Origin of the sequence: Plantibacter sp. PA-3-X8 (genome assembly GCF_003856975.1) — a bacterium.
GTDB classification, from domain to species: domain Bacteria; phylum Actinomycetota; class Actinomycetes; order Actinomycetales; family Microbacteriaceae; genus Plantibacter; species Plantibacter auratus.
In genome coordinates this window covers 2619114-2638270 of the sequence record NZ_CP033107.1, presented here as the reverse complement: position 1 = coordinate 2638270, position 19157 = coordinate 2619114, and the positions used below count along the sequence as shown (strand labels likewise).

Here is a 19157-nt window from a genome sequence, read left to right as displayed (position 1 = left end):
GTCGTCCGTTGCGCGTCGCCGCGGCGCTCGTTCCGCTCGCGGTCCTGCTCGCAGCGTGTGCACCGGGGACGCCGGCCGCGTCGAGCACGCCGAAGGCCGGTGGGACCCTCGTCTACGCCAGCGGGGACGCCGAGCCCACGTGTCTCGATCCGCACGTCGGCGGCAACTACCCGCAGGCCCTGTTGAGTGCACAGTTCCTCGAGCCGCTCGTCTCCCGAGACGCGAAGGGTGAGATCATCCCGTGGCTCGCCGAGTCCTGGACGACGTCGGAGGACGGTCTGACCTGGGAGTTCACGCTGCGGTCGGACGTGACGTTCACCGACGGCACCCCGTTCGACGCGGCAGCGGTCAAGGCGAACATCGAGCATCTGCAGGACCCGGCGACGAAGTCGTCCACGGGCTACCTCGCGGTGGGTAAGGTCGCGTCGGTCGAGGCGGTCGACGCCACGACGGCCCGGTTCATCCTCTCCGCTCCCGACAGCGCGCTCCTGGAGTCGTTGTCGCAGCCGTGGACGGCGATGGAGTCCCCGACGGGGATCGCCCGCGGTGAGGCTGCGAACTGCGATGCGCCGGTCGGTACCGGACCGTTCGTCGTCGACGAGTGGGTGAAGCAGGATCACGTCTCGCTCGTCCGGAACGACGCCTACGACTCGGCACCGGGCGACGCCGCGAACGACGGGCCGGCGTACCTCGACGGCATCACGTGGCGCTTCATCCCCGACTCCGCGTCGCGCTTCGCGGCGCTCCAGAGCGGCGACGTCGACATCATCGACAACGCGCAGCCCGACACGATCGCGCAGGCGAAGGACTCGAAGACGATCGTCGACCTGGACGCACCGCGCCCCGGTGCCTCGAACCGGATCGAGTTGAACGCGGGACAGGCGCCGTTCGACGACCAGCGCGTGCGTGAGGCCTTCGTGCGGTCGACGGACGTGAACGCCGGCATCGAGTCACTGTTCTTCGGCACGGCGAAGCGTTCCTACTCGCCGCTGTCGAGTGCCGAGGCCACCGCCTACTCCGACGAGAGCCTGTTCGGCTACGACCTCGATGCCGCGAACAAGCTCCTGGACGAGGCAGGCTGGACCGAGAAGGACGAGGACGGCGTGCGGACGAAGGACGGCGTCCGGCTGACCGTGCGGTTCCCCGTCAGCACGAACCAGTCGATCCCGGCCGAGCAGTCGCTCTTCGAGCAGATCCAGGCCGGAGCCGGTGACGCCGGCTTCGACGTGCAGCTCGAGCTGCTCGATCTCTCGAGCTGGTACGAGGCACTCGGCTCCAACGCCTACGAGGCCGTCAGCGCCCCGTACACGAAGGTGGGACCGGACGTGCTCCGCGTGCTCTACGACTCCTCGGGCATCGTCCCGGCGCCGAGCGGCTACTTCGCGAACCACGCCCAATTGGACGACCCCGCGCTCGACGAGATCCTGAAGCAGGCGAGCGACACCCTCGATCCCGAGGAGCGGGCGTTCCTCTACGAGCAGGCGCAGCAGATCATCCTCGACGGCTACTACATCCTGCCGCTCTACGACCAGCAGAACCACTTCCTGCTGAGCACCTCGCTGCAGGGCGTCCGCGCGCTGCCGACGGTGTCGACGCCGGTCTTCGGGGACGCCTGGCTCGTGGAGTGAGCTCCGTCGGCCGCTCTGGACGCGACCTCCGCCGCCTGGCCGGGCGGATCGGGGCGCGTCTGGCCGGTGCGGTGTTCGTGCTCTGGGCGGTCGCGACGGTCACCTTCTTCGCCGTCCGGCTGATCCCCGGCGATCCGGCGCAGGCCTATCTCGGCGGCCCCGGCTCCCAGGCGTCGGCTGAAGCGCTCGAGCGGGTGCGCGAGCAGTACGGCCTGGACCAGCCGCTCCTCGTGCAGTACCTCGCGCAACTGGTCCGACTGGTCCAGGGGGATCTCGGCGAGTCGGCGTCCCTTCGTACGCCGGTGGCCCAGGTGCTCGGCGAACAGCTCGGCGGGACGCTGGTACTGGCGACGGCGTCGCTCGCCGTCGCCTGGCTCCTCGCGCTCGGCCTCGCGGTCTGGTCGACCCGTGGTGGGCGGGTGTCCGCGGCCCTCGGATCGGCCGTCGAGCTCGTGGCGGCGTCGCTCCCCCAGTTCTGGCTCGCGACCGTCCTCATCACACTCTTCAGCACCTGGCTCGGATGGCTCCCTCCGGTGAGCACGGGTGATGCGGTCGGTCTCATCCTCCCGGTGCTGACCCTGGCCATCCCGGTCGCCGGGTTCCTGGCCCAGGTGATGCGGGAACCGTTGCTCGACGCGGGGAGCGCACCGTTCGCCGTCTCCGCGGCCGCCCGTGGTGAATCGACCACCGGCCTCCTGCTCAGACACGGCCTACGCCACGCCGCCGTGCCCGCGGTCAACCTGTCGGGATGGGCCTTCGGGTACCTCATCAGCGGCGCGGTGGTGGTGGAGACCATCTTCGCCCGGCCTGGCCTCGGGCGGACGCTGCTCCAGGCGGTGACCGTCCGCGATGTCCCGGTGGTCACCGGCGTGGTGTTGAGCTCGGCGGTGGCGTACGTCGTCGTCATGTTCCTCGCGGACCTCGCGGCGGAGCTGCTCGACCCACGCGACCGGATCCGGCGGTCCGGTTCATGAGCGGGCTCGCGATCACGCCGGCGTCCGGAAGCGCCGACGCCCGGGTCCGCCGCGGATGGCGCCGGTCGTCGGGATTCGGCGCACCCGAGATCGTCGCTGCTGTAGTGGTGCTGTTCCTGCTCGGCTGTGCGCTCGCCCCCCAGCTGTTCGCGACAGCGTCACCGACGGCGGTCGACCCGCGGGCCGCGTTCTCGCCGCCCTCCCTCACGCACTGGTTCGGCACGGACGAGTCCGGCCGTGACGTCTGGAGCCGGGTCGTGCACGGTGCGGGGACCTCGCTCCTCATCGGCGTCGCCGCGACGGCCATCGGACTGATCCTCGGAGCAGTCCTCGCGACGATCGCCGCAGTCGGCGGGCGGATCGCGGACTTCGCCGTAGGACGCGTCCTCGAAGTGCTCTTCGCGTTCCCCGGCCTGTTGCTCGCGCTCCTCGTGATCGTCATCGCGGGGCCCGGTCCCGTCACGGCGACGATCGCGGTCGGCCTGTCGACGGCGCCGGGCTATGCGCGCCTCATCCGCGGTCAGCTGCTCCAGGTCCGCTCCTCCGACTTCGTCGAGGCCGCGCGAGTGCTCGGGCACGGGCCGGCCCGGATCCTGTTCCGACACATCCTCCCGAACGCCGTCGCCCCGCTGTTCGTCCTCGCGACCCTCGGCATCGGACAGGCGGTCGTCTGGGCGTCCGCCCTGAGCTACCTCGGGCTCGGGGCGCAACCACCCGCGCCGGAATGGGGTGCCATGCTCGCCGCAGCACGAACCTACCTCGCGACGGCGTGGTGGCTCACGGCGTTCCCGGGTCTGATGATCGTCGCGACCGCCCTGTCCACCACGGTCCTCGGCCGGGGTCTCCAGCGCCGATCTCGGGAGGATGGCCGATGAGCGACACCAGTCCACTGCTCCAGGTGGAAGCACTGACGGTCGGATTCGACAGCGGGGACGCCGTCGTCTCCGGCGTCTCCTTCCAGGTCGAGCGCGGCACCTGCGTCGCGATCGTCGGCGAGTCGGGCTCCGGCAAGAGCGTGACCGCCAGATCGCTCCTGGGCCTCGCCGGCGCATCTGCGCGGGTGACGGCCACTCGACTCGACTTCGACGGCACCGACCTCCGCGGACTCGGAGCATCGGCCTGGCGACGCCTGCGCGGGCGTCGCATCGGACTCGTCCTCCAGGACGCCCTCGTGTCGCTCGACCCCTTGCGACCGATCGGGCGCGAGATCGACGACGCACTCCGACTCGGCACCGACCTCGACCGGACCGCCCGCACCCGGCGGGTGCTCGAACTCCTCGACTCCGTCGGCATGCCCGACCCGGCTTCCCGCATCGGCCAACGTTCCGGCGAACTCTCCGGCGGACTCCGTCAGCGCGCGCTCATCGCGTCGGCGATCGCACTGGACCCCGACCTCCTCATCGCCGACGAACCGACGACCGCGCTCGACGTCACCGTCCAAGCACGTGTCATCGGCCTCCTCGACGACGTCAAGCGACGCGGGGCGGGCCTCCTCCTGATCAGCCACGACCTCGCCGTCGTCTCGTCGATCGCCGACCACCTCGTCGTGATGCAGCACGGTGTCGTCGTCGAGCAGGGGCCGGCCGAACAGCTGCTGACCAGGCCGACACACCCGTACACCCGGGCCCTCATCGCCGCGGTCCCCACCGACCGCGCTCGAGGGACACGCCTCAGCGCAGACCAGCCGGTCGACGCGGCACCGGTGGCCGAACAGCCGGCGACGCGCACCCGCCCGACGACGCAGGACCGATCGGACGCACCCGCGCTCGAGTTCCGATCCGTCTCCCGCAGCTTCGAGCGTGGCCGCGGCGCCTCGGCGATCCTGGCGGTCGACGACGTCTCGCTCCGCCTGGAACCGGGGACGACCCTGGGCGTGGTCGGCGAGTCCGGTTCGGGCAAGACCACCCTCGCCCGCATCGCACTCGGCCTCACCGCGCCACAGTCGGGAACGGTGCTCCTCGAGGGCGAACCATGGTCGGAGCTCCATGAGCGAGCGCGTCGTCCACGACGGAACCGTCTGGGCTGGGTCTCGCAGGATCCGCTGAGCTCGTTCGATCCACGCTGGCGCGTCGACGCCATCCTCGCCGACGCCGTTCATGGACGCGAAGTCGCACCTCGCGACATCACCCGTCTCCTCGAGGACGTCGGCCTCCATCCCTCGCTGGCTCGCGCGCGCCCGCGGACCCTCTCCGGCGGGCAGCGGCAACGCGTGGCGATCGCGCGGGCACTCGCGAGTCGACCGTCGACGCTCATCCTCGACGAACCCGTCTCCGCGCTCGACGTCACCGTCCAGGCCAGGATCCTGGACCTCCTCGACGAGCTGCAGCGACGCCACGGCCTGAGCTACCTGTTGATCTCCCACGACCTCGGCGTCATCCGGCACATGAGCGACCGGGTCGCCGTGATGCAGCACGGGCGGGTGGTCGAGCATGGCGACGCCGAGCAGGTCTTCACCGCCCCGGCCCACCCCTACACCGCCCGACTCGCAGCCGACGCTCCGCGCCTCATCGCGCCCGGTGCGGCATCAGGGCGCGACGGCGCCTGACTCCGGCGTCGGGATCCGGTCCAGCACCGCCTGGACGACGGGCGCGAGGGTCTCGGCGTACACCCAGCTCAGGTGGTGGTGATCGCGGTACGCGAGGACACCACCGATGACCGGCGAGCACCGATCGGACGCGCACAGGGCGTCCGAGAGGTCGACGGCGCGGACCCGTGGGTCGGTGCTCGCGAGTGCGGCCTCGTACTGCGGATCCTCCGTGAGCGCGTCGCTCCGGTCCCGGGCGCACCCGTCCTCCGGATCAGCGTCGTCGCGGACGCACTCCAGCACGTCGTCAGACATCGTCGGGGTGTCACGCAGGACGACGATCTGCTCGATCGTCGCTGGCACGAGCGCCCAGCGCTCCGCATAGGCTTCTGCGGCCACCTCCCGCCAGTCGCGGTCCCCCTCGGCGACGACCGGGTTGCGTGCGCGCGCCGAGACAACGAGCGTGTCGATCTCCGGTTCGTCCTGCAGCAGCTCGAGGGCGTCGCGGTTCCAGCTCAGGCACCCGGCGCGCATCTCGGCGAGCACCGCCGCGCTCGTCCCGGGCTCCGTGCGCTCGGCGTCGCTGAACGGGCAGGAGCTCTTCGCCGCGACGAGGAGCCGCCACCCGTTCGTCTCGGCAGCCGTCGCGAACGCCGGCAACCACTGCTCGGCGTGGGAGTCGCCCATGAGCGCCACCGTCCTCGTCGCCTGCTCCGCGCTGGCACCGTAGGCGCAGACCTCGAACGCGGCAGCCCGGATGTCGGTGATGCAGCGGTCCGGCGGCAGGTCGGCGAGCGACGCGTCGGGAATGACGACCCCGCGGGTCTCGTCCCCGGGAGACGCCGAGGAACCGTCGCGCGAGGTCTCGCCACCGGAGCCTTCCCTGCCGTCCGATGACGCTCCGTCGTCCCGCGGACACGCTGCAGCATCGACGAGCTCCGCGGCACCGAGGCAGTTCGACGGGGTCGCGACCAGGGTCTCGATGCGCTGCTGTTCGGCCGCGATGCGCGCCTCGGCACCGGGGAGCACCCCGATCGAGGCGACCAACAGGACGCTCATCGCGAGGGCGGTCGCGCTGATGACCCGTCGTGGCTGCCAACCGGCCATCCGCCCGAACCGGATCGGGCGCTCCACGAACCGCGTCGTCACCTCCGCGAGGACGCCCGTGATGACGAGGAGGACGAGCTGCTCGGGGATGGAGGCCGACCGAGCGAGCACGATCCCGCCGAACACGATGAGGGGCCAGTGCCAGAGGTAGACCGCGTAGGAGCGGTCGCCGAGCCACTGGATCGGCGCCCGGGCGAGCAGCGCGGTCGGCGACCACCGGACGTCCGGGGCCCAGGCCGCGATCACGGCGATCGTCCCGCCCACCGGCAGCGCCGCGGTCAACGCCGGGAAGGGCGTCTCCCCCGAAAACCAGACGGCAGCCGCCCCGATCGCGGCGAACCCGAGCCAGGCGACGACCGTGCGCGCACCCGCCCGCAGCGCCCACCCGCGCCGGGCTCCCTCGGCCACCAGGATCGCCGTCAGTCCGCCGGCGGCGAACTCCCAGGCCCTCGTCGTCGTCGCGAAGTAGGCCGGGGACGGGTCTTGCGCGGTGAAGACGACCGACCAGGCGGCCGACGCGATGCAGACGAGTCCGATCGCGATCGCGACGCCCCGACGCCGTACCGACGGCGCGGCCGAGCGTCGGGCGAACCGCACGGCGAGCCAGCCGGCGACGAGGACCAGGATCGGCCAGACGAGGTAGAACTGCTCCTCGACCGACAGCGACCAGAAGTGCTGCACGGGCGACGGAGCGTCCTCTGCCGCGAGGTAGTCGATCGCGGATCCGGCGAGCGCCCAGTTCTCGATGTACAGGCCCGACCACGCGATCTCGCGCAGGAACCGGGGCAGGTCCCCGAGCGGTGCGAGGTACCAGCTCGCGACGAGGGTCGCGGTGAGGACGGTGAGCGCAGCGGGGAGCAGCCGTCGTGCGCGCCGGGCCCAGAACCGCCCGAGTCGGACCGAACCGGATCGCTCGACCTCGGCGAGGAGGTGCGCCGTGATGAGGAACCCGGAGATCGCGAAGAACACGTCGACGCCGACGAACCCGCCCGGCACGAGCCCCGGCCAGAGATGGAACACCAGGACGAGCGAGACCGCCACGGCGCGAAGGCCTTGGAGGTCGGCTCTCACGCGGCCGGAGGCGGCTCTGGTCGACACGGTCCGATGCTATCGGCGGAGGATGACGGTCTGCGGTCCGGCGTCCTCCCGGTCCCCTGCGATAGCATGGGATGTTCCCACACACTCAGGCACGCAGACACGGTGCCGCACATATCAGCAGGAGATCGCCTCATGACCGCTGCCAGCATCCCGGACAAGCCGGCCCTCGAAGGTCTCGAGCAGAAGTGGGGCTCCTCCTGGGAGTCCGCGGGGACCTACCGGTTCGAGCGCGACGGCGCCACGCGTGAGTGCATCTACTCGATCGACACCCCGCCGCCGACCGCATCCGGCTCCCTGCACATCGGTCACGTCTTCAGCTACACGCACACCGACGTGATCGCCCGCTACCAGCGGATGACCGGCAAGCGTGTCTTCTACCCCATGGGCTGGGACGACAACGGCCTCCCGACCGAACGCCGCGTCCAGAACTACTACGGCGTCCGGTGCGACCCGACGCTCCCCTACGACGCGGACTTCACCCCGCCGTTCGAGGGTGGCGACAACAAGAGCACCAAGGCGGCCGACCAGATCCCGATCTCGCGTCGCAACTTCATCGAGCTGTGCGAGCGCCTCACTGTCGAGGACGAGCAGCAGTTCGAGGCCGTCTGGCGTGCGCTCGGCCTCTCCGTGGACTGGACGCAGAGCTACCGCACCATCGGCGACGAGTCGATCACGGCGAGCCAGCTCGCGTTCCTGCGCAACCTGGACCGCGGTGAGGCCTACCAGGCCATGGCGCCGACCCTCTGGGACGTCACCTTCCGCACGGCGGTCGCCCAGGCGGAGCTCGAGGACAAGGAGCAGCCGGGCACCTACCGCCGACTCTCCTTCCACCGCCCCGACGGCGGCACCATCGAGATCGAGACCACACGGCCGGAGCTCCTCCCCGCCTGCGTCGCCCTCGTCGCCCACCCCGACGACGAGCGCTTCAAGCCGCTGTTCGGCACGACCGTGACCACGCCCGTGTTCGGCGTCGAGGTGCCCGTGCTCGCCCACCACCTCGCCCAGCCCGACAAGGGCGCCGGCATCGCGATGGTGTGCACCTTCGGCGACATCACCGACATCGTGTGGTGGCGCGAACTCGACCTCCCCAACCGAGCGATCCTCGGCTTCGACGGCCGCGTCATCTCGGAGGCGCCTGAGGCGATCACCTCCGAAGCCGGCCTCGAGGCGTACGCGCAGCTCGCCGGGAAGACCGTCTTCAGCGCCAAGCAGACCGTGGTCGACCTCCTCGCAGCCTCGGGCGACCTGATCGGTGAGCCGAAACAGATCACCCACCCGGTGAAGTTCTTCGAGAAGGGCGACAAGCCGCTCGAGATCGTCTCGACCCGCCAGTGGTACATCCGCAACGGCGCCCGCGACGAACAGCTCCGCGGCCGCCTCCTCGAACTCGGCTCGGAGCTCGAGTGGCACCCCGACTTCATGCGCGTGCGCTACGAGAACTGGGTCGGTGGCCTGTCCGGCGACTGGTTGATCTCCCGCCAGCGCTTCTTCGGAGTGCCGATCCCCCTCTGGTACCCGCTCGACGCCGACGGCAACCCGGTCTACGACCAGCCGATCGCGCCAGACCACGCCGCTCTGCCCGTCGACCCGTCCAGCGATGCCGCACCCGGTTACGACGAGTCGCAGCGCGGTGTCCCCGGTGGGTTCGTGGGCGAGGTCGACGTCATGGACACCTGGGCCACGTCGAGCCTCACCCCGCAGCTCGCCGGCGGCTGGGAGCGCGACCCCGAGCTCTGGGACCTCGTTTTCCCGTACTCGCTGCGCCCGCAGGGTCAGGACATCATCCGCACCTGGCTGTTCTCCACCATGCTCCGCAGCGTCCTCGAGTACGACCGGAAGCCGTGGGAGCACGCCTCCGTGTCCGGCTTCATCGTCGACCCCGACCGCAAGAAGATGTCGAAGTCGAAGGGCAACGTCGTCACGCCGGCGGCCATGCTCGAGCAGCACGGTTCGGACGCCGTCCGCTACTGGGCGGCCTCGAGCCGTCTCGGCACCGACGCCGCCTTCGACCCGCAGAACCCGACGCAGATCAAGATCGGCCGGCGCCTGGCGATCAAGGTGCTCAACGCCTCGAAGTTCATCCTCGGGTTCACCGGTCGTGAGGACGCCCCGGTGACGGAGGCCGTCGACCTCGCCATGCTGAGCGTGCTCCGCAAGACCGTCGCCGACGCCAGCAGTGCGCTGGCCGGTTACGACCACGCGCGCGCCCTCGAGCTCACCGAGGCGTTCTTCTGGACGTTCTGCGACGACTACCTCGAGCTCGTCAAGGAGCGGGCCTACGGCGAAGAGAGCCCTGAGCAGGCTTCGGCGGTGGCCGCGCTGCGGATCGCGCTCTCTACCCTGCTCCGCCTGTTCGCCCCGTTCATCCCGTTCGCGGCCGAGGAAGCCTGGTCCTGGACGCACGACGGCTCCGTGCACCGTGCCAGCTGGCCGACCGACGAGGAGTTCGCAGGACTCGCGGCGGGCGAACCGCAGGTGCTGCAGCTCGCGAGCGAGGCGCTCACGGGCATCCGGCGCGCGAAGACCGACGCCAAGGCGTCCCAGAAGACCCCGGTGGACTCCGCGGTCATCGCCGGACCCGCCGCATCGATCGAGCTGCTCGAGCTCGTCGCAGACGACCTCCGCGCCGTCGGACGCATCGAGTCCCTCGAGTTCCGCACCGCCGACGTCCTGTCGGTCGGCGACATCGTCTTCATGCCGGCGGCCGACGCCGAGGAGGCACGCGCATGAGCGTCACCATCCGTCCCGCCGTCGAGAGCGACCTGTTCGCCTGGCACGCGCTGTACTCCGGCTACGGGGAGTTCTACGGCAACCCCCTGACCGACGAGAAGGCCGTGCTCGTGTGGGGCTGGCTCAGCGACCCGACCCATCCGTTGACCGCGCTCGTCGCTGAGGACGCACAGGGCGCCCTCGTCGGGCTCGCCCACTATCGCGTGTTCCCCCGTGCCCTCGCCGGTGGGACCGGGCTCTACCTCGACGACCTCTTCGTCGCCGAGGACGCCCGCACCGGCGGGGTCGGGACCGCGCTGATCGAGCACGTCCGCGACCTCGCGAAGGCGGACGGTCACAGCGTCGTCCGGTGGATCACCGCCGCCGACAACGAGCGCGCCCAGGCCGTGTACGACAAGCTGGCGACCCGCACGAGCTGGGTCACCTACGACCTGGAGCCGTGATGCAACTCGGAACCCGCTGGGCCTTCGGCGCCAAGCCACCGGAGAACGTGCCGACGCCGGTGCAGACGGCCATCGCCGCTGAGGAGCATGAGTTGCTCGCGCAGGGTGTCGACACGTCCTCGTGGCGCTGGACCCTCACCTGGCTCGAACGCCGGCCCGTGGTCGAGCTCGACGACGGTACGACCATCCGTCAGCACGCGGACGGATCCGTCAGCCTCACCCGACCGGACGACGACCACGACGACGAGGACTGAGCCTCCTCCCCGGCACGCTGGATAGGGTGAGGTATGGAATCACACACGAATCCGTTCCTCGAGCCGAGCACGCTCCCCTATCAGCTGCCGCCGTTCGGCGAGATCCGCGCGGAGCACTTCCGCCCCGCCTTCACAGCCGGGTTCGCGCAGCAACTCGATGAGATCGCGGCGATCACCGCGCAGGACGACGCGCCGACCTTCGAGAACACGCTGATCCCGCTCGAACGGAGCGGCGCGATCCTCCGGCGGGTCGCAGCGGTCTTCTTCAATCAGAGTTCGGCGGACAGCTCCGCGTTCACCAATGAACTCGAGGAGGAGCTCGCTCCGCAGCTGGCCGCCCACGAGGACGCGATCAGGCTCGACCCCGCGCTGTACGCGCGGATCGCGGCGGTCCACGCGAGTCTCGACGACCTCCAGCTGACCGCCGAGGCGGTCTACCTGGTCCGACGCGTGTACAGCGAGCACACGCTCGCGGGCGCCGGTCTCGACGCCGAGGAGAAGCAGCGGCTCTCCGACCTCAATCTCCGCCTCTCGACACTGACCACCCGGTTCGAGAAGCGGCTCCTGGCCGACACCAACGAGCTCGCCGTCCACCTCACCGATGCCGAGGAGCTCGACGGCCTGAGTGCGGGCGAGATCTCCGCCGCGGCCCAGGCGGCCGCCGAGCGAGGCCTCGACGGCTGGCTCGTCACCCTCGTCCTCCCGACGGGCCATCCGGCGCTGTCGTCGTTGACGCACCGTGGCGTCCGCGAGCGGATCATGACGGCCTCCCGTGCCCGCGGCACGCACGGCGGACCGAACGACAACCGCGACCTCGTCCTCGAGATCACCCGTCTCCGAGCCGAGCGCGCCGCGCTCCTGGGGTTCCCGTCGCACGCGGCAGTGGTCACCGCGGACCAGACCGCGGGGACCCCGGAGGCCGTCGCAGCGCTCCTCTCCCGTCTGGCGATCCCCGCCGCCCGCAACGCGGATCGGGAACAGCGCGAGCTCGAGCGGGTCACCGGTCTCGAGACCGTCGAGGCCTGGGATTGGCCGTTCGCGACCGAGCAGGTCAGGATCGACCGGTTCGATGTCGACACCAGCGTGATGCGCCCCTACTTCGAAGCGGAGCGGGTCCTCTTCGACGGCGTGTTCGCCGCAGCGACCAAGCTCTACGGCATCACCTTCGCCGAACGGACCGATCTCCGGGGCTACCACCCCGACGTCCGTGTCTTCGAGGTCTGGAACGAGGACGGCTCCGGCCTCGGCCTGTACCTCCTCGACCTGTACACCCGCGACAGCAAGCGCGGCGGCGCCTGGATGAACGCGCTCATCTCCCAGAACCGCCTGCTCGACCAGCCCACCGTCGTGGTCAACAACCTGAACGTCCCGAAGCCGGCCGAGGGCGAGCCGACCCTGCTGAGTCTCGACGAGGTCACGACCTTCTTCCATGAGTTCGGCCACGCGCTGCACGGTCTCTTCGCGGAGGTCGAGTACCCGCGGTTCTCCGGTACGAACGTCTTCCGGGACTTCGTCGAGTTCCCGAGCCAGGTGAACGAGATGTGGATGCTGTGGCCCGAGGTGCTCGCCGGCTACGCCAGGCACGTCGAGACCGGTGAGCCGATGCCGCAGGAACTGGTGGCGAAGCTCCAGGCGTCCGAGGGCTTCAACGAGGGTTTCTCGACGAGCGAGTACCTCGCTGCGGCGATGCTCGACCAGGCGTGGCACAGCATCGGTGCAGATGACCGGGTCGACGATGTGGAGGCGTTCGAAGCGGCGGCACTCCGGTCCGCCGGGCTCGACAATCCGGCCGTGCCGCCCCGGTACGCGAGCACGTACTTCGCCCACACCTTCTCGGGCGGATACGACGCCGGCTACTACTCGTACATCTGGAGCGAGGTGCTCGACGCGGACACCGTCGACTGGTTCACGGAGAACGGCGGACTGACGAGGGAGAACGGCGACCGATTCCGCACCAAGCTCCTCGGGGTCGGCGGTTCGAAGGATCCTCTGGAGGCCTACCGCGACTTCCGTGGGCGCGACGCGGTCATCGAGCCGCTCCTCCGACGCCGCGGGCTCGAAGACTGAACGACGAAGCCCGCCGCAGCCACTCCGGAGGATCCGAGGGCTGCGGCGGGCTGATGACCGCCGGGCGTCGTCTAGGCCGACTTCTCCTGGCGGCGAGCCGCACGCGGGACGATCGTCGGGGCCGCGTTCTCGACGACGGACTCCCGGGTGATGACGACGCGAGCGACCTCGTCGGTGGAGGGCACCTCGAACATGATCGGCCCGAGCACCTCTTCCATGATGGCTCGGAGCCCTCGGGCACCGGTCTTGCGGAGGACGGCCAGGTCGGCGATCGCTTCCAGTGCCGCCTGGTCGAACTCCAGCTCGACGCCGTCGATCTCGAACATGCGCTGGTACTGACGCACGAGCGCGTTCTTCGGGACCGTGAGGATCTCCATGAGCGCATGCTGGTCGAGCGGCGTGACCGTCGTGACGACCGGCAGGCGACCGATGAACTCGGGGATGAGCCCGAACTTGTGGAGGTCTTCCGGCAGGACCTCGCCGAAGAGGTTCACGTCGTCGCCCTTGCTGTGCAGGGGTGCGCCGAAGCCGATGCCCTTCTTGCCCGCGCGGGAGGAGATGATCTCCTCCAGCCCGGCGAAGGCCCCGGCGACGATGAACAGGACGTTCGTCGTGTCGATCTGGATGAACTCCTGGTGCGGGTGCTTCCGGCCGCCCTGCGGGGGTACCGAGGCGACGGTTCCCTCGAGGATCTTGAGGAGCGCCTGCTGGACACCCTCACCGGAGACGTCGCGCGTGATGGAGGGGTTCTCAGCCTTGCGGGCGATCTTGTCGACCTCGTCGATGTAGATGATGCCGGTCTCCGCGCGCTTGACGTCGTAGTCGGCGGCCTGGATGAGCTTGAGGAGGATGTTCTCGACGTCCTCGCCGACGTAGCCGGCCTCGGTCAGTGCGGTCGCATCGGCGACGGCGAAGGGGACGTTCAGTCGCTTCGCAAGGGTCTGCGCGAGATACGTCTTGCCGCAGCCCGTCGGGCCGATGAGGAGGATGTTGCTCTTCGCGATCTCGATGTCGTCGTGCACCGTCTCGGCGGGAGCGAGCGTGGCGCGTGAGCGGACGCGCTTGTAGTGGTTGTACACCGCGACCGAGAGCGCCTTCTTCGCGGCCTCCTGGCCGATGACGTACTCCTCGAGGAAGGCGAAGATCTCCTTCGGCTTCGGGAGGTCGAACTCGCTCACCGTCTCCTCGCTCGCTTCAGCGAGTCGCTCGGCGATGATCTCGTTGCACAACTCGACGCACTCGTCGCAGATGTACACGCCGGGACCAGCGATCAGCTGCTGGACCTGCTTCTGGCTCTTGCCGCAGAACGAGCACTTGAGCAGATCGGCGCTTTCGCCTATCCGTGCCATGTCTTTCCCTCTCCCTGGAGATTCGGTGCTCCGAGCCTAACCTGTCCCTGCGACAACTCGGCGCGCCACCCCGCTGGGATGACGCGCCGAGTCGTGAGCACGGGAGCCGGGTCAGGCCGTGATGGCCGCGACCGGGTTCTTCCGCGAGGTGAGCACCTGGTCGATGAGACCGTACTCGAGCGCCTCGGCGGCCGAGAGGATCTTGTCGCGGTCGATGTCCTTGTTGACCTGCTCCACCGAACGGTTGGAGTGGTGTGCGAGGGTCGACTCGAGCCAGCCGCGCATGCGGAGGATCTCGGCCGCCTGGATCTCGATGTCCGAAGCCTGTCCGTGGCCGGCCTCGCCGACGGCGGGCTGGTGGATCAGGATGCGGGCGTTCGGGAGGGCCAGGCGCTTGCCCGGCGTGCCGGCGGCGGTGAGCACGGCAGCGGCGGAGGCCGCCTGTCCGAGGACCACCGTCATGACGTGCGGACGGATGTACTGCATCGTGTCGTAGATCGCCGTCATCGCGGTGAACGAGCCACCGGGTGAGTTGATGTACATGACGATGTCGCGGTCGGGGTCCATGCTCTCGAGCACGAGCAGCTGGGCCATGATGTCGTCGGCCGATGCGTCGTCGACCTGCACGCCGAGGAAGATGATGCGGTCCTCGAACAGCTTCGCGTACGGGTCCTGGCGCTTGTAGCCGTAGGCCGTGCGCTCTTCGAAGCTCGGGAGGATGTAGCGAGCACCCGGCATCTGCAGCGAGCGGCCCGCCGCACTGAACGTTGGAGTCTCCATGTGTTGCATTCCTGTCTGGTCGAAGCCGGGTTACTTGTCGCTGTCGACGGTTCCGCCGCCGCCGGCCACGTCGAGCGCGGACTCACGGAGGTGGTCGACGAAACCGTATTCGAGCGCCTCTTCGGCGTTGAACCAGCGGTCGCGGTCGCCATCGGCGTTGATCTGCTCGACGCTCTTGCCGGTCTGCGCCGCGGTGATCTCGGCGAGACGGCGCTTCATGTCGAGGATGAGCTGCGCCTGGGTCTGGATGTCGCTCGACGTCCCGCCGAATCCGCCGTGCGGCTGGTGGAGGAGCACGCGGGCGTTCGGGGTGATGTAGCGCTTGCCCTTGGTGCCGGCCGTGAGGAGGAGCTGACCCATCGATGCGGCCATGCCGATACCGACCGTGACGATGTCGTTCGGCACGAACTGCATGGTGTCGTAGATGGCCATGCCGGCCGTGATGGAGCCACCGGGCGAGTTGATGTAGAGGTAGATGTCGCGCTTCGGGTCGTCCGCGGCGAGGAGCAGCAGCTTGGCCGCGATCTCGTTCGCGTTCTCGTCGCGGACCTCGGCGCCCAGCCAGATGATCCGGTCCTTCAGCAGGCGGTCAAAGACACTGGGCGAGAACTGTGGTTCGGCCATTATCGCTCCGTTTCGGTTGTGCAGTGGTTCGAATCTATCGGAGGCGACGCACCACCAACGCCCTGTTCGCCCTCGGCAGACTCCCGGGCGACGGGGTTCGCCGGCAGCGGACGGCGAGCGGACGGACCGTGCGACCGTCGGGGCTCAGCGGAGCGGATCCGTCTCGAGTTCGTCGGCGTAGGCGCGGACGGACCGGTGGTATCGCGGCAGGTGCGGCACGAGAGCGCGGAGGGCGACGGCGGTCGCTCGACGCGGGTCCCCCGAGCTGGCGAGCGCCAGGGCCAGGAAGGCCGCGGTCGCGTCCGCGTACGGACCGGTCGGATCGTCCGCGAGCTGCTGTTCGAGCAGGACGACGCTCTCAGCGGTCCGGCCGAGGTTGCGGAGGGTGCTGGCCAGTTGGATGATCGCCTGCGGACGGTGCTCCTCGTCGAGCCCGGCCTCGAGCGCGGCGCGATAGCAGACCTCGGCCTCGACCTCGTGGCCGGCGGAGTCGCGTGCACCGGCAGCCTCGAACGCGGCGCGGGCGTCACCCGGCGGACGCTCGGCGGCCAGGGCGTCGATGGCCGCGATGCGCTGCTCGTCGTCGATGGTCTCGTCGGCCCAGACGGCTGCGACGCGGTCGTCCCAGCCGGTTGCGTCGGTCGTCGTCATGATGGCTCCCTTTCGGCTGACGTGTCCGGAGACGACGACAGGGGCGGAATAGCTTCCGCCCCTGTCGTCACTGCTGGTGCTGTCCTACTCGGCAGCGGCCTCGTCGGCAGCGGCCTTCTTGGCCGGTGCCTTCTTGGCGGGCGCCTTCTTCGCAGGTGCCTTCTTGGCGGCGGCCTTCTTCGGCTCTGCCTCGGCCGGAGCCTCGTCGGCGGCGTCCTCGGCCGGAGCCTCGGTCGTCTCGTCGGCTGCAGTCTCGGTGGCGGTGTCCTCGTCCTCGACCACGGCGACGAAGTCGCTCAGGTCGACGGGCTTGCCGTTGGAGTCGACGACCTCGGCCTTGCCGAGCGCGATGGCGATGGCCTTGTTGCGGGCGACCTCGCCGACCATGGCGGGGATCTGACCCTGCTGGCCGAGTGCCTCGATGAACTCACCGGGCTCCATGCCGTACTGCGACGCGCTCTGGATGAGGTACTCGGTGAGCTCGTTCTGGTTCACCTGGACGTTGAGCGACTCCGCGAGTGCGTCGAGGAGGAGCTGCGTGCGCAGCGCCTTCTCGCTGGACTCGGTGACCTCGGCGCGGTGCTCGTCGTCCTCGAGGCGGTTCTCGCCCTCGAGGTGACGGTGCACCTCGTCCTCGATGACGCTCTCGGGCACGGGGATCTGCGCGGCCTCGAGCATGGCGTCGACGAGCGCGGTGCGTGCGTCGCGGCCCTGGGTGATGACCTGCTGGCGCTCGACGACCTCGCGCAGCTGCGCCTTGAACTCGTCGATGGTGTCGAACTCGCTCGCGATCTGAGCGAAGTCGTCGTCGGCCTCGGGAAGCTCGCGCTCCTTGACGGCGGTCAGCGTGACGGTGACCTCGGCATCCTCGCCCTCGTGCTCGCCACCGAGCAGCGGCGAGGTGAAGGTGGTGGTCTCACCGGCGGTGAGGGAGTCGAGTGCCTCGTCGATGCCGGTGAGCAGCTCGCCCGAACCGATCTCGTAGGAGACGCCGCTCGCGCGGTCGACCTCGGCGTCGTTGATCTTGGCGACCAGGTCGAGCTGGGCGAAGTCGCCCGTCTTGGCCGGGCGGTCGACGGTCACGAGCGTGCCGAAGCGTGCGCGGATGCGGTCGAGCTCGTCCTGGACGTCGGCTTCGCCGGCTTCCTGGGCGTCGACGGTGAGCTTGAGGCCCTCGTAGGCGGGAAGCGTGATCTCGGGACGGACGTCGACCTCGATGTTCACGAGCAGGTCGCCGGAGAAGTCCTTCTCGTTCGGCCACTCGACGATGTCGGCCTGCGGGCGGCCGAGCGGACGGAGTTCGTTCTCCTCGAGTGCCTTACGGAAGAAGCCGTCGAGGCCCTCGTTGACGGCGTGCTCGATCACGGCGCCCTTGCCGACGCGCTGGTCGATGATCGCCGGTGGCACCTTGCCCTTACGGAAGCCGGGGACGTTGATGTCCTCGGCGATGTGTCCGTAGGCGTGGGTGATGCTCGGCTTGAGCTCCTCGGGCGTCACCGCGATGGCGAGCTTGACGCGAGTGGGGCTCAGCTTCTCGACCGTGGTCTTCACGTGATTACTTCTCCTGTGTCGGGGATTCTGCCTCAGTTGAGGACGCAAAACGGAGTCGGGGCGACAGGATTCGAACCTGCGACCTCCCGGTCCCAAACCGGGCGCTCTACCAAGCTGAGCTACGCCCCGGATCGGCGACAATCCGGCCAGCCGGCCCGACCGACGAGCGGTGGGCGAAATGGCCTCGGTCAGTCTAGCCCAGAATCTGTGCGGCCCCTGTGCGGTTTCCGGGGCGGAACGGGCCTCGGGACACGGAGCTGCACGGATGGGCGCTCGGGATGCAGTAGCATTACCGGGTGAGTTCGTCGCATTGCGACGCCTCGGGGATGTAGCTCAATGGTAGAGCCTCAGTCTTCCAAACTGATTACGCGGGTTCGATTCCCGTCATCCCCTCTCCATTCCTCAGAACCAGGCAGCGCCGCGAAGGCAGGCGCGACGGTTCGGCTACCGCGCAGGTACTTCCTGGCGCCGCGCCCTTCGACAGGCACAGGGACCGGAAGAGGATCGCCGGAGCGCGAGGCCCGCCGCTGAGCGCTTCGACAGGTCCGGGCGGCGATATCGCATGGGCGACGCCCTAGGCTGAGCGCATGCGACTCGACGCGATCTGGCCCCACATCTGGACGGTGGCCGGTGCGCTCGTCTTCTTCGTCGGGGTGTACGCACTCGCGACCGGGCGACTCGGCGTCGGACTCATCTGCATGATCGGCTGCGTCGTCTGCCTGTCCGGCTCGCTCGCCGCGCAGCGTCGCCTCAGGAAGCGCGACGCACGCCGCCGCTAGTCTTCGTCGACGACTGCGGCGTGGACCGCTCTGAGCGCGACGTAGTGTGCGGCGTTCTGTCGGATCGCCTCCCGCTCGTCGGCCGTCAGCTCCCGCCGCACCTTGGCCGGGACCCCCGCGACAAGCGAACCGGGCGGCACGATCATGCCCTCGAGGACCACCGCTCCCCCGGCGACGAGCGACCCGGCACCGATCACGGCGCCACTCAGGACCACGGAACCCATCCCGATGAGGCAGTCGTCCTCGACCGTGCAGCCGTGGACGACCGCGTTGTGCCCGACGGAGACGTTGCGTCCGATGACCGTCGGGTGGCCGCTGTCCGTGTGCACGGCGACCCCGTCCTGGATGTTGGACCCTGTGCCGAGCGTGATCGAGTCGGAGTCCGCGCGGAGGACGGCGTTGTACCAGACGCTCGAATCCTCGGCGAGCGTGACGGCGCCCACCAGCACGGAGCCCGGCGCCGTATAGGCACTCGGGTCGATCCGGGGCGAGCGTCCGTCTGAGAGTTTCCTGACCGTACCGTGCAGCGTCATACCGGCCACGCTATCGCAGGCGGCCCCGGCCGACGGGAACCCGCGTCGTTCCGGGGTGAATCGCC

The 19157-nt window shown here is 69.6% G+C and carries 16 protein-coding genes and 2 tRNA genes; 10 read left to right on the top strand and 8 right to left on the bottom strand.

All coding sequences use genetic code 11. The annotated features are described in order from the left end of the window. Window positions 1–8: 8 nt before the first annotated feature. Genes EAO79_RS12510 through EAO79_RS12495 form a run of 4 tightly spaced genes read left to right on the top strand, consistent with a single transcriptional unit; the run spans window position 9 to window position 5147 of the window. A complete protein-coding gene (locus tag EAO79_RS12510; RefSeq protein ID WP_241160870.1) occupies window positions 9–1628 on the top strand; it encodes an ABC transporter substrate-binding protein in 1620 nt (539 codons plus the stop codon). Further along, on the top strand, window positions 1625–2602 hold the full coding sequence (locus tag EAO79_RS12505; RefSeq protein WP_124769183.1) for an ABC transporter permease: 978 nt from the start codon (window positions 1625–1627) through the stop codon (window positions 2600–2602). Before EAO79_RS12510 ends, EAO79_RS12505 begins: the two co-directional genes overlap by 4 nt. After that, complete coding sequence (locus EAO79_RS12500) at window positions 2599–3477, top strand: ABC transporter permease (protein ID WP_124769182.1); 879 nt, start codon at window positions 2599–2601, stop codon at window positions 3475–3477. Before EAO79_RS12505 ends, EAO79_RS12500 begins: the two co-directional genes overlap by 4 nt. Continuing rightward, window positions 3474–5147, top strand: a complete 1674-nt coding sequence (locus EAO79_RS12495) for an ABC transporter ATP-binding protein (RefSeq protein ID WP_124769181.1) — start codon at window positions 3474–3476, stop codon at window positions 5145–5147. Before EAO79_RS12500 ends, EAO79_RS12495 begins: the two co-directional genes overlap by 4 nt. Here the strand turns inward: EAO79_RS12495 and EAO79_RS12490 are convergent. Next, window positions 5127–7331, bottom strand: coding sequence for an acyltransferase family protein (locus EAO79_RS12490; protein WP_124769180.1), 2205 nt, complete (start codon window positions 7329–7331; stop codon window positions 5127–5129). The two genes, EAO79_RS12495 and EAO79_RS12490, sit on opposite strands and share 21 nt — an antisense overlap. Before the next feature lie 132 nt (window positions 7332–7463). Here EAO79_RS12490 and valS point away from each other — a divergent pair, with 132 nt between their 5' ends. Genes valS through EAO79_RS12470 form a run of 4 tightly spaced genes read left to right on the top strand, consistent with a single transcriptional unit; the run spans window position 7464 to window position 12825 of the window. Further along, window positions 7464–10061, top strand: coding sequence for a valine--tRNA ligase (gene valS / locus EAO79_RS12485; RefSeq protein WP_124769179.1), 2598 nt, complete (start codon window positions 7464–7466; stop codon window positions 10059–10061). Continuing rightward, window positions 10058–10504: a GNAT family N-acetyltransferase gene (locus EAO79_RS12480; protein ID WP_064295157.1), complete on the top strand. Its 447-nt coding sequence runs from the start codon at window positions 10058–10060 to the stop codon at window positions 10502–10504. Before valS ends, EAO79_RS12480 begins: the two co-directional genes overlap by 4 nt. Continuing rightward, the gene (locus tag EAO79_RS12475) at window positions 10504–10758 is read left to right on the top strand and encodes a hypothetical protein (protein WP_124769178.1); all 255 of its coding nucleotides are present in this window, start codon (window positions 10504–10506) and stop codon (window positions 10756–10758) included. The genes EAO79_RS12480 and EAO79_RS12475 overlap by 1 nt, the downstream gene beginning before the upstream one ends. Before the next feature lie 33 nt (window positions 10759–10791). Continuing rightward, window positions 10792–12825, top strand: a complete 2034-nt coding sequence (locus EAO79_RS12470; RefSeq protein ID WP_124769177.1) for a M3 family metallopeptidase — start codon at window positions 10792–10794, stop codon at window positions 12823–12825. 71 nt (window positions 12826–12896) lie between these two features. Here the strand turns inward: EAO79_RS12470 and clpX are convergent, their stop codons facing one another. The 6 genes from clpX to EAO79_RS12440 all read right to left on the bottom strand — a co-directional run bounded on the left by clpX (window position 12897) and on the right by EAO79_RS12440 (window position 17909). Then, complete coding sequence (gene clpX, locus EAO79_RS12465) at window positions 12897–14174, bottom strand: ATP-dependent Clp protease ATP-binding subunit ClpX (RefSeq protein ID WP_064295154.1); 1278 nt, start codon at window positions 14172–14174, stop codon at window positions 12897–12899. 111 nt (window positions 14175–14285) lie between these two features. Continuing rightward, window positions 14286–14954: an ATP-dependent Clp protease proteolytic subunit gene (locus EAO79_RS12460; protein ID WP_056006676.1), complete on the bottom strand. Its 669-nt coding sequence runs from the start codon at window positions 14952–14954 to the stop codon at window positions 14286–14288. Window positions 14955–14984: 30 nt separating this feature from the next. Then, on the bottom strand, window positions 14985–15578 hold the full coding sequence (locus EAO79_RS12455; protein ID WP_056006680.1) for an ATP-dependent Clp protease proteolytic subunit: 594 nt from the start codon (window positions 15576–15578) through the stop codon (window positions 14985–14987). Window positions 15579–15722: 144 nt separating this feature from the next. Further along, window positions 15723–16229 carry a tetratricopeptide repeat protein gene (locus EAO79_RS12450; RefSeq protein WP_124769176.1) on the bottom strand — a complete coding sequence of 169 codons (507 nt, stop codon included), beginning with the start codon at window positions 16227–16229 and terminating at the stop codon, window positions 15723–15725. A gap of 84 nt (window positions 16230–16313) precedes the next feature. Further along, window positions 16314–17780 (bottom strand): trigger factor, encoded by a 1467-nt coding sequence (tig, locus tag EAO79_RS12445; protein WP_164486938.1) that lies wholly within the window; start codon window positions 17778–17780, stop codon window positions 16314–16316. Between the two features lie 55 nt (window positions 17781–17835). After that, window positions 17836–17909, bottom strand: a tRNA-Pro gene (locus EAO79_RS12440). A gap of 193 nt (window positions 17910–18102) precedes the next feature. Between EAO79_RS12440 and EAO79_RS12435 the strand changes: the two genes are divergently transcribed. After that, window positions 18103–18173 (top strand) — tRNA-Gly (locus EAO79_RS12435). 194 nt (window positions 18174–18367) lie between these two features. Then, window positions 18368–18559, top strand: coding sequence for a hypothetical protein (locus tag EAO79_RS12430; protein ID WP_079705708.1), 192 nt, complete (start codon window positions 18368–18370; stop codon window positions 18557–18559). Here EAO79_RS12430 and EAO79_RS12425 read toward each other — a convergent pair. Further along, window positions 18556–19092 carry a gamma carbonic anhydrase family protein gene (locus tag EAO79_RS12425; protein ID WP_124769175.1) on the bottom strand — a complete coding sequence of 179 codons (537 nt, stop codon included), beginning with the start codon at window positions 19090–19092 and terminating at the stop codon, window positions 18556–18558. The genes EAO79_RS12430 and EAO79_RS12425 overlap by 4 nt on opposite strands. Window positions 19093–19157 lie beyond the last annotated feature (65 nt).

Excerpts from the sequence above, each read along its gene's own strand:
- EAO79_RS12425 (WP_124769175.1), bottom strand. The coding sequence starts at position 19,092 with ATGACGCTGCACGGTACGGTCAGGAAACTCTCAGACGGACGCTCGCCC.
- EAO79_RS12470 (WP_124769177.1), top strand. The coding sequence starts at position 10,792 with ATGGAATCACACACGAATCCGTTCCTCGAGCCGAGCACGCTCCCCTAT.
- EAO79_RS12480 (WP_064295157.1), top strand. The coding sequence starts at position 10,058 with ATGAGCGTCACCATCCGTCCCGCCGTCGAGAGCGACCTGTTCGCCTGG.
- valS (WP_124769179.1), top strand. The coding sequence starts at position 7,464 with ATGACCGCTGCCAGCATCCCGGACAAGCCGGCCCTCGAAGGTCTCGAG.
- clpX (WP_064295154.1), bottom strand. The coding sequence starts at position 14,174 with ATGGCACGGATAGGCGAAAGCGCCGATCTGCTCAAGTGCTCGTTCTGC.
- EAO79_RS12495 (WP_124769181.1), top strand. The coding sequence starts at position 3,474 with ATGAGCGACACCAGTCCACTGCTCCAGGTGGAAGCACTGACGGTCGGA.
- EAO79_RS12475 (WP_124769178.1), top strand. The coding sequence starts at position 10,504 with ATGCAACTCGGAACCCGCTGGGCCTTCGGCGCCAAGCCACCGGAGAAC.
- EAO79_RS12455 (WP_056006680.1), bottom strand. The coding sequence starts at position 15,578 with ATGGCCGAACCACAGTTCTCGCCCAGTGTCTTTGACCGCCTGCTGAAG.
- EAO79_RS12500 (WP_124769182.1), top strand. The coding sequence starts at position 2,599 with ATGAGCGGGCTCGCGATCACGCCGGCGTCCGGAAGCGCCGACGCCCGG.
- EAO79_RS12460 (WP_056006676.1), bottom strand. The coding sequence starts at position 14,954 with ATGGAGACTCCAACGTTCAGTGCGGCGGGCCGCTCGCTGCAGATGCCG.
- EAO79_RS12430 (WP_079705708.1), top strand. The coding sequence starts at position 18,368 with ATGCGACTCGACGCGATCTGGCCCCACATCTGGACGGTGGCCGGTGCG.
- EAO79_RS12450 (WP_124769176.1), bottom strand. The coding sequence starts at position 16,229 with ATGACGACGACCGACGCAACCGGCTGGGACGACCGCGTCGCAGCCGTC.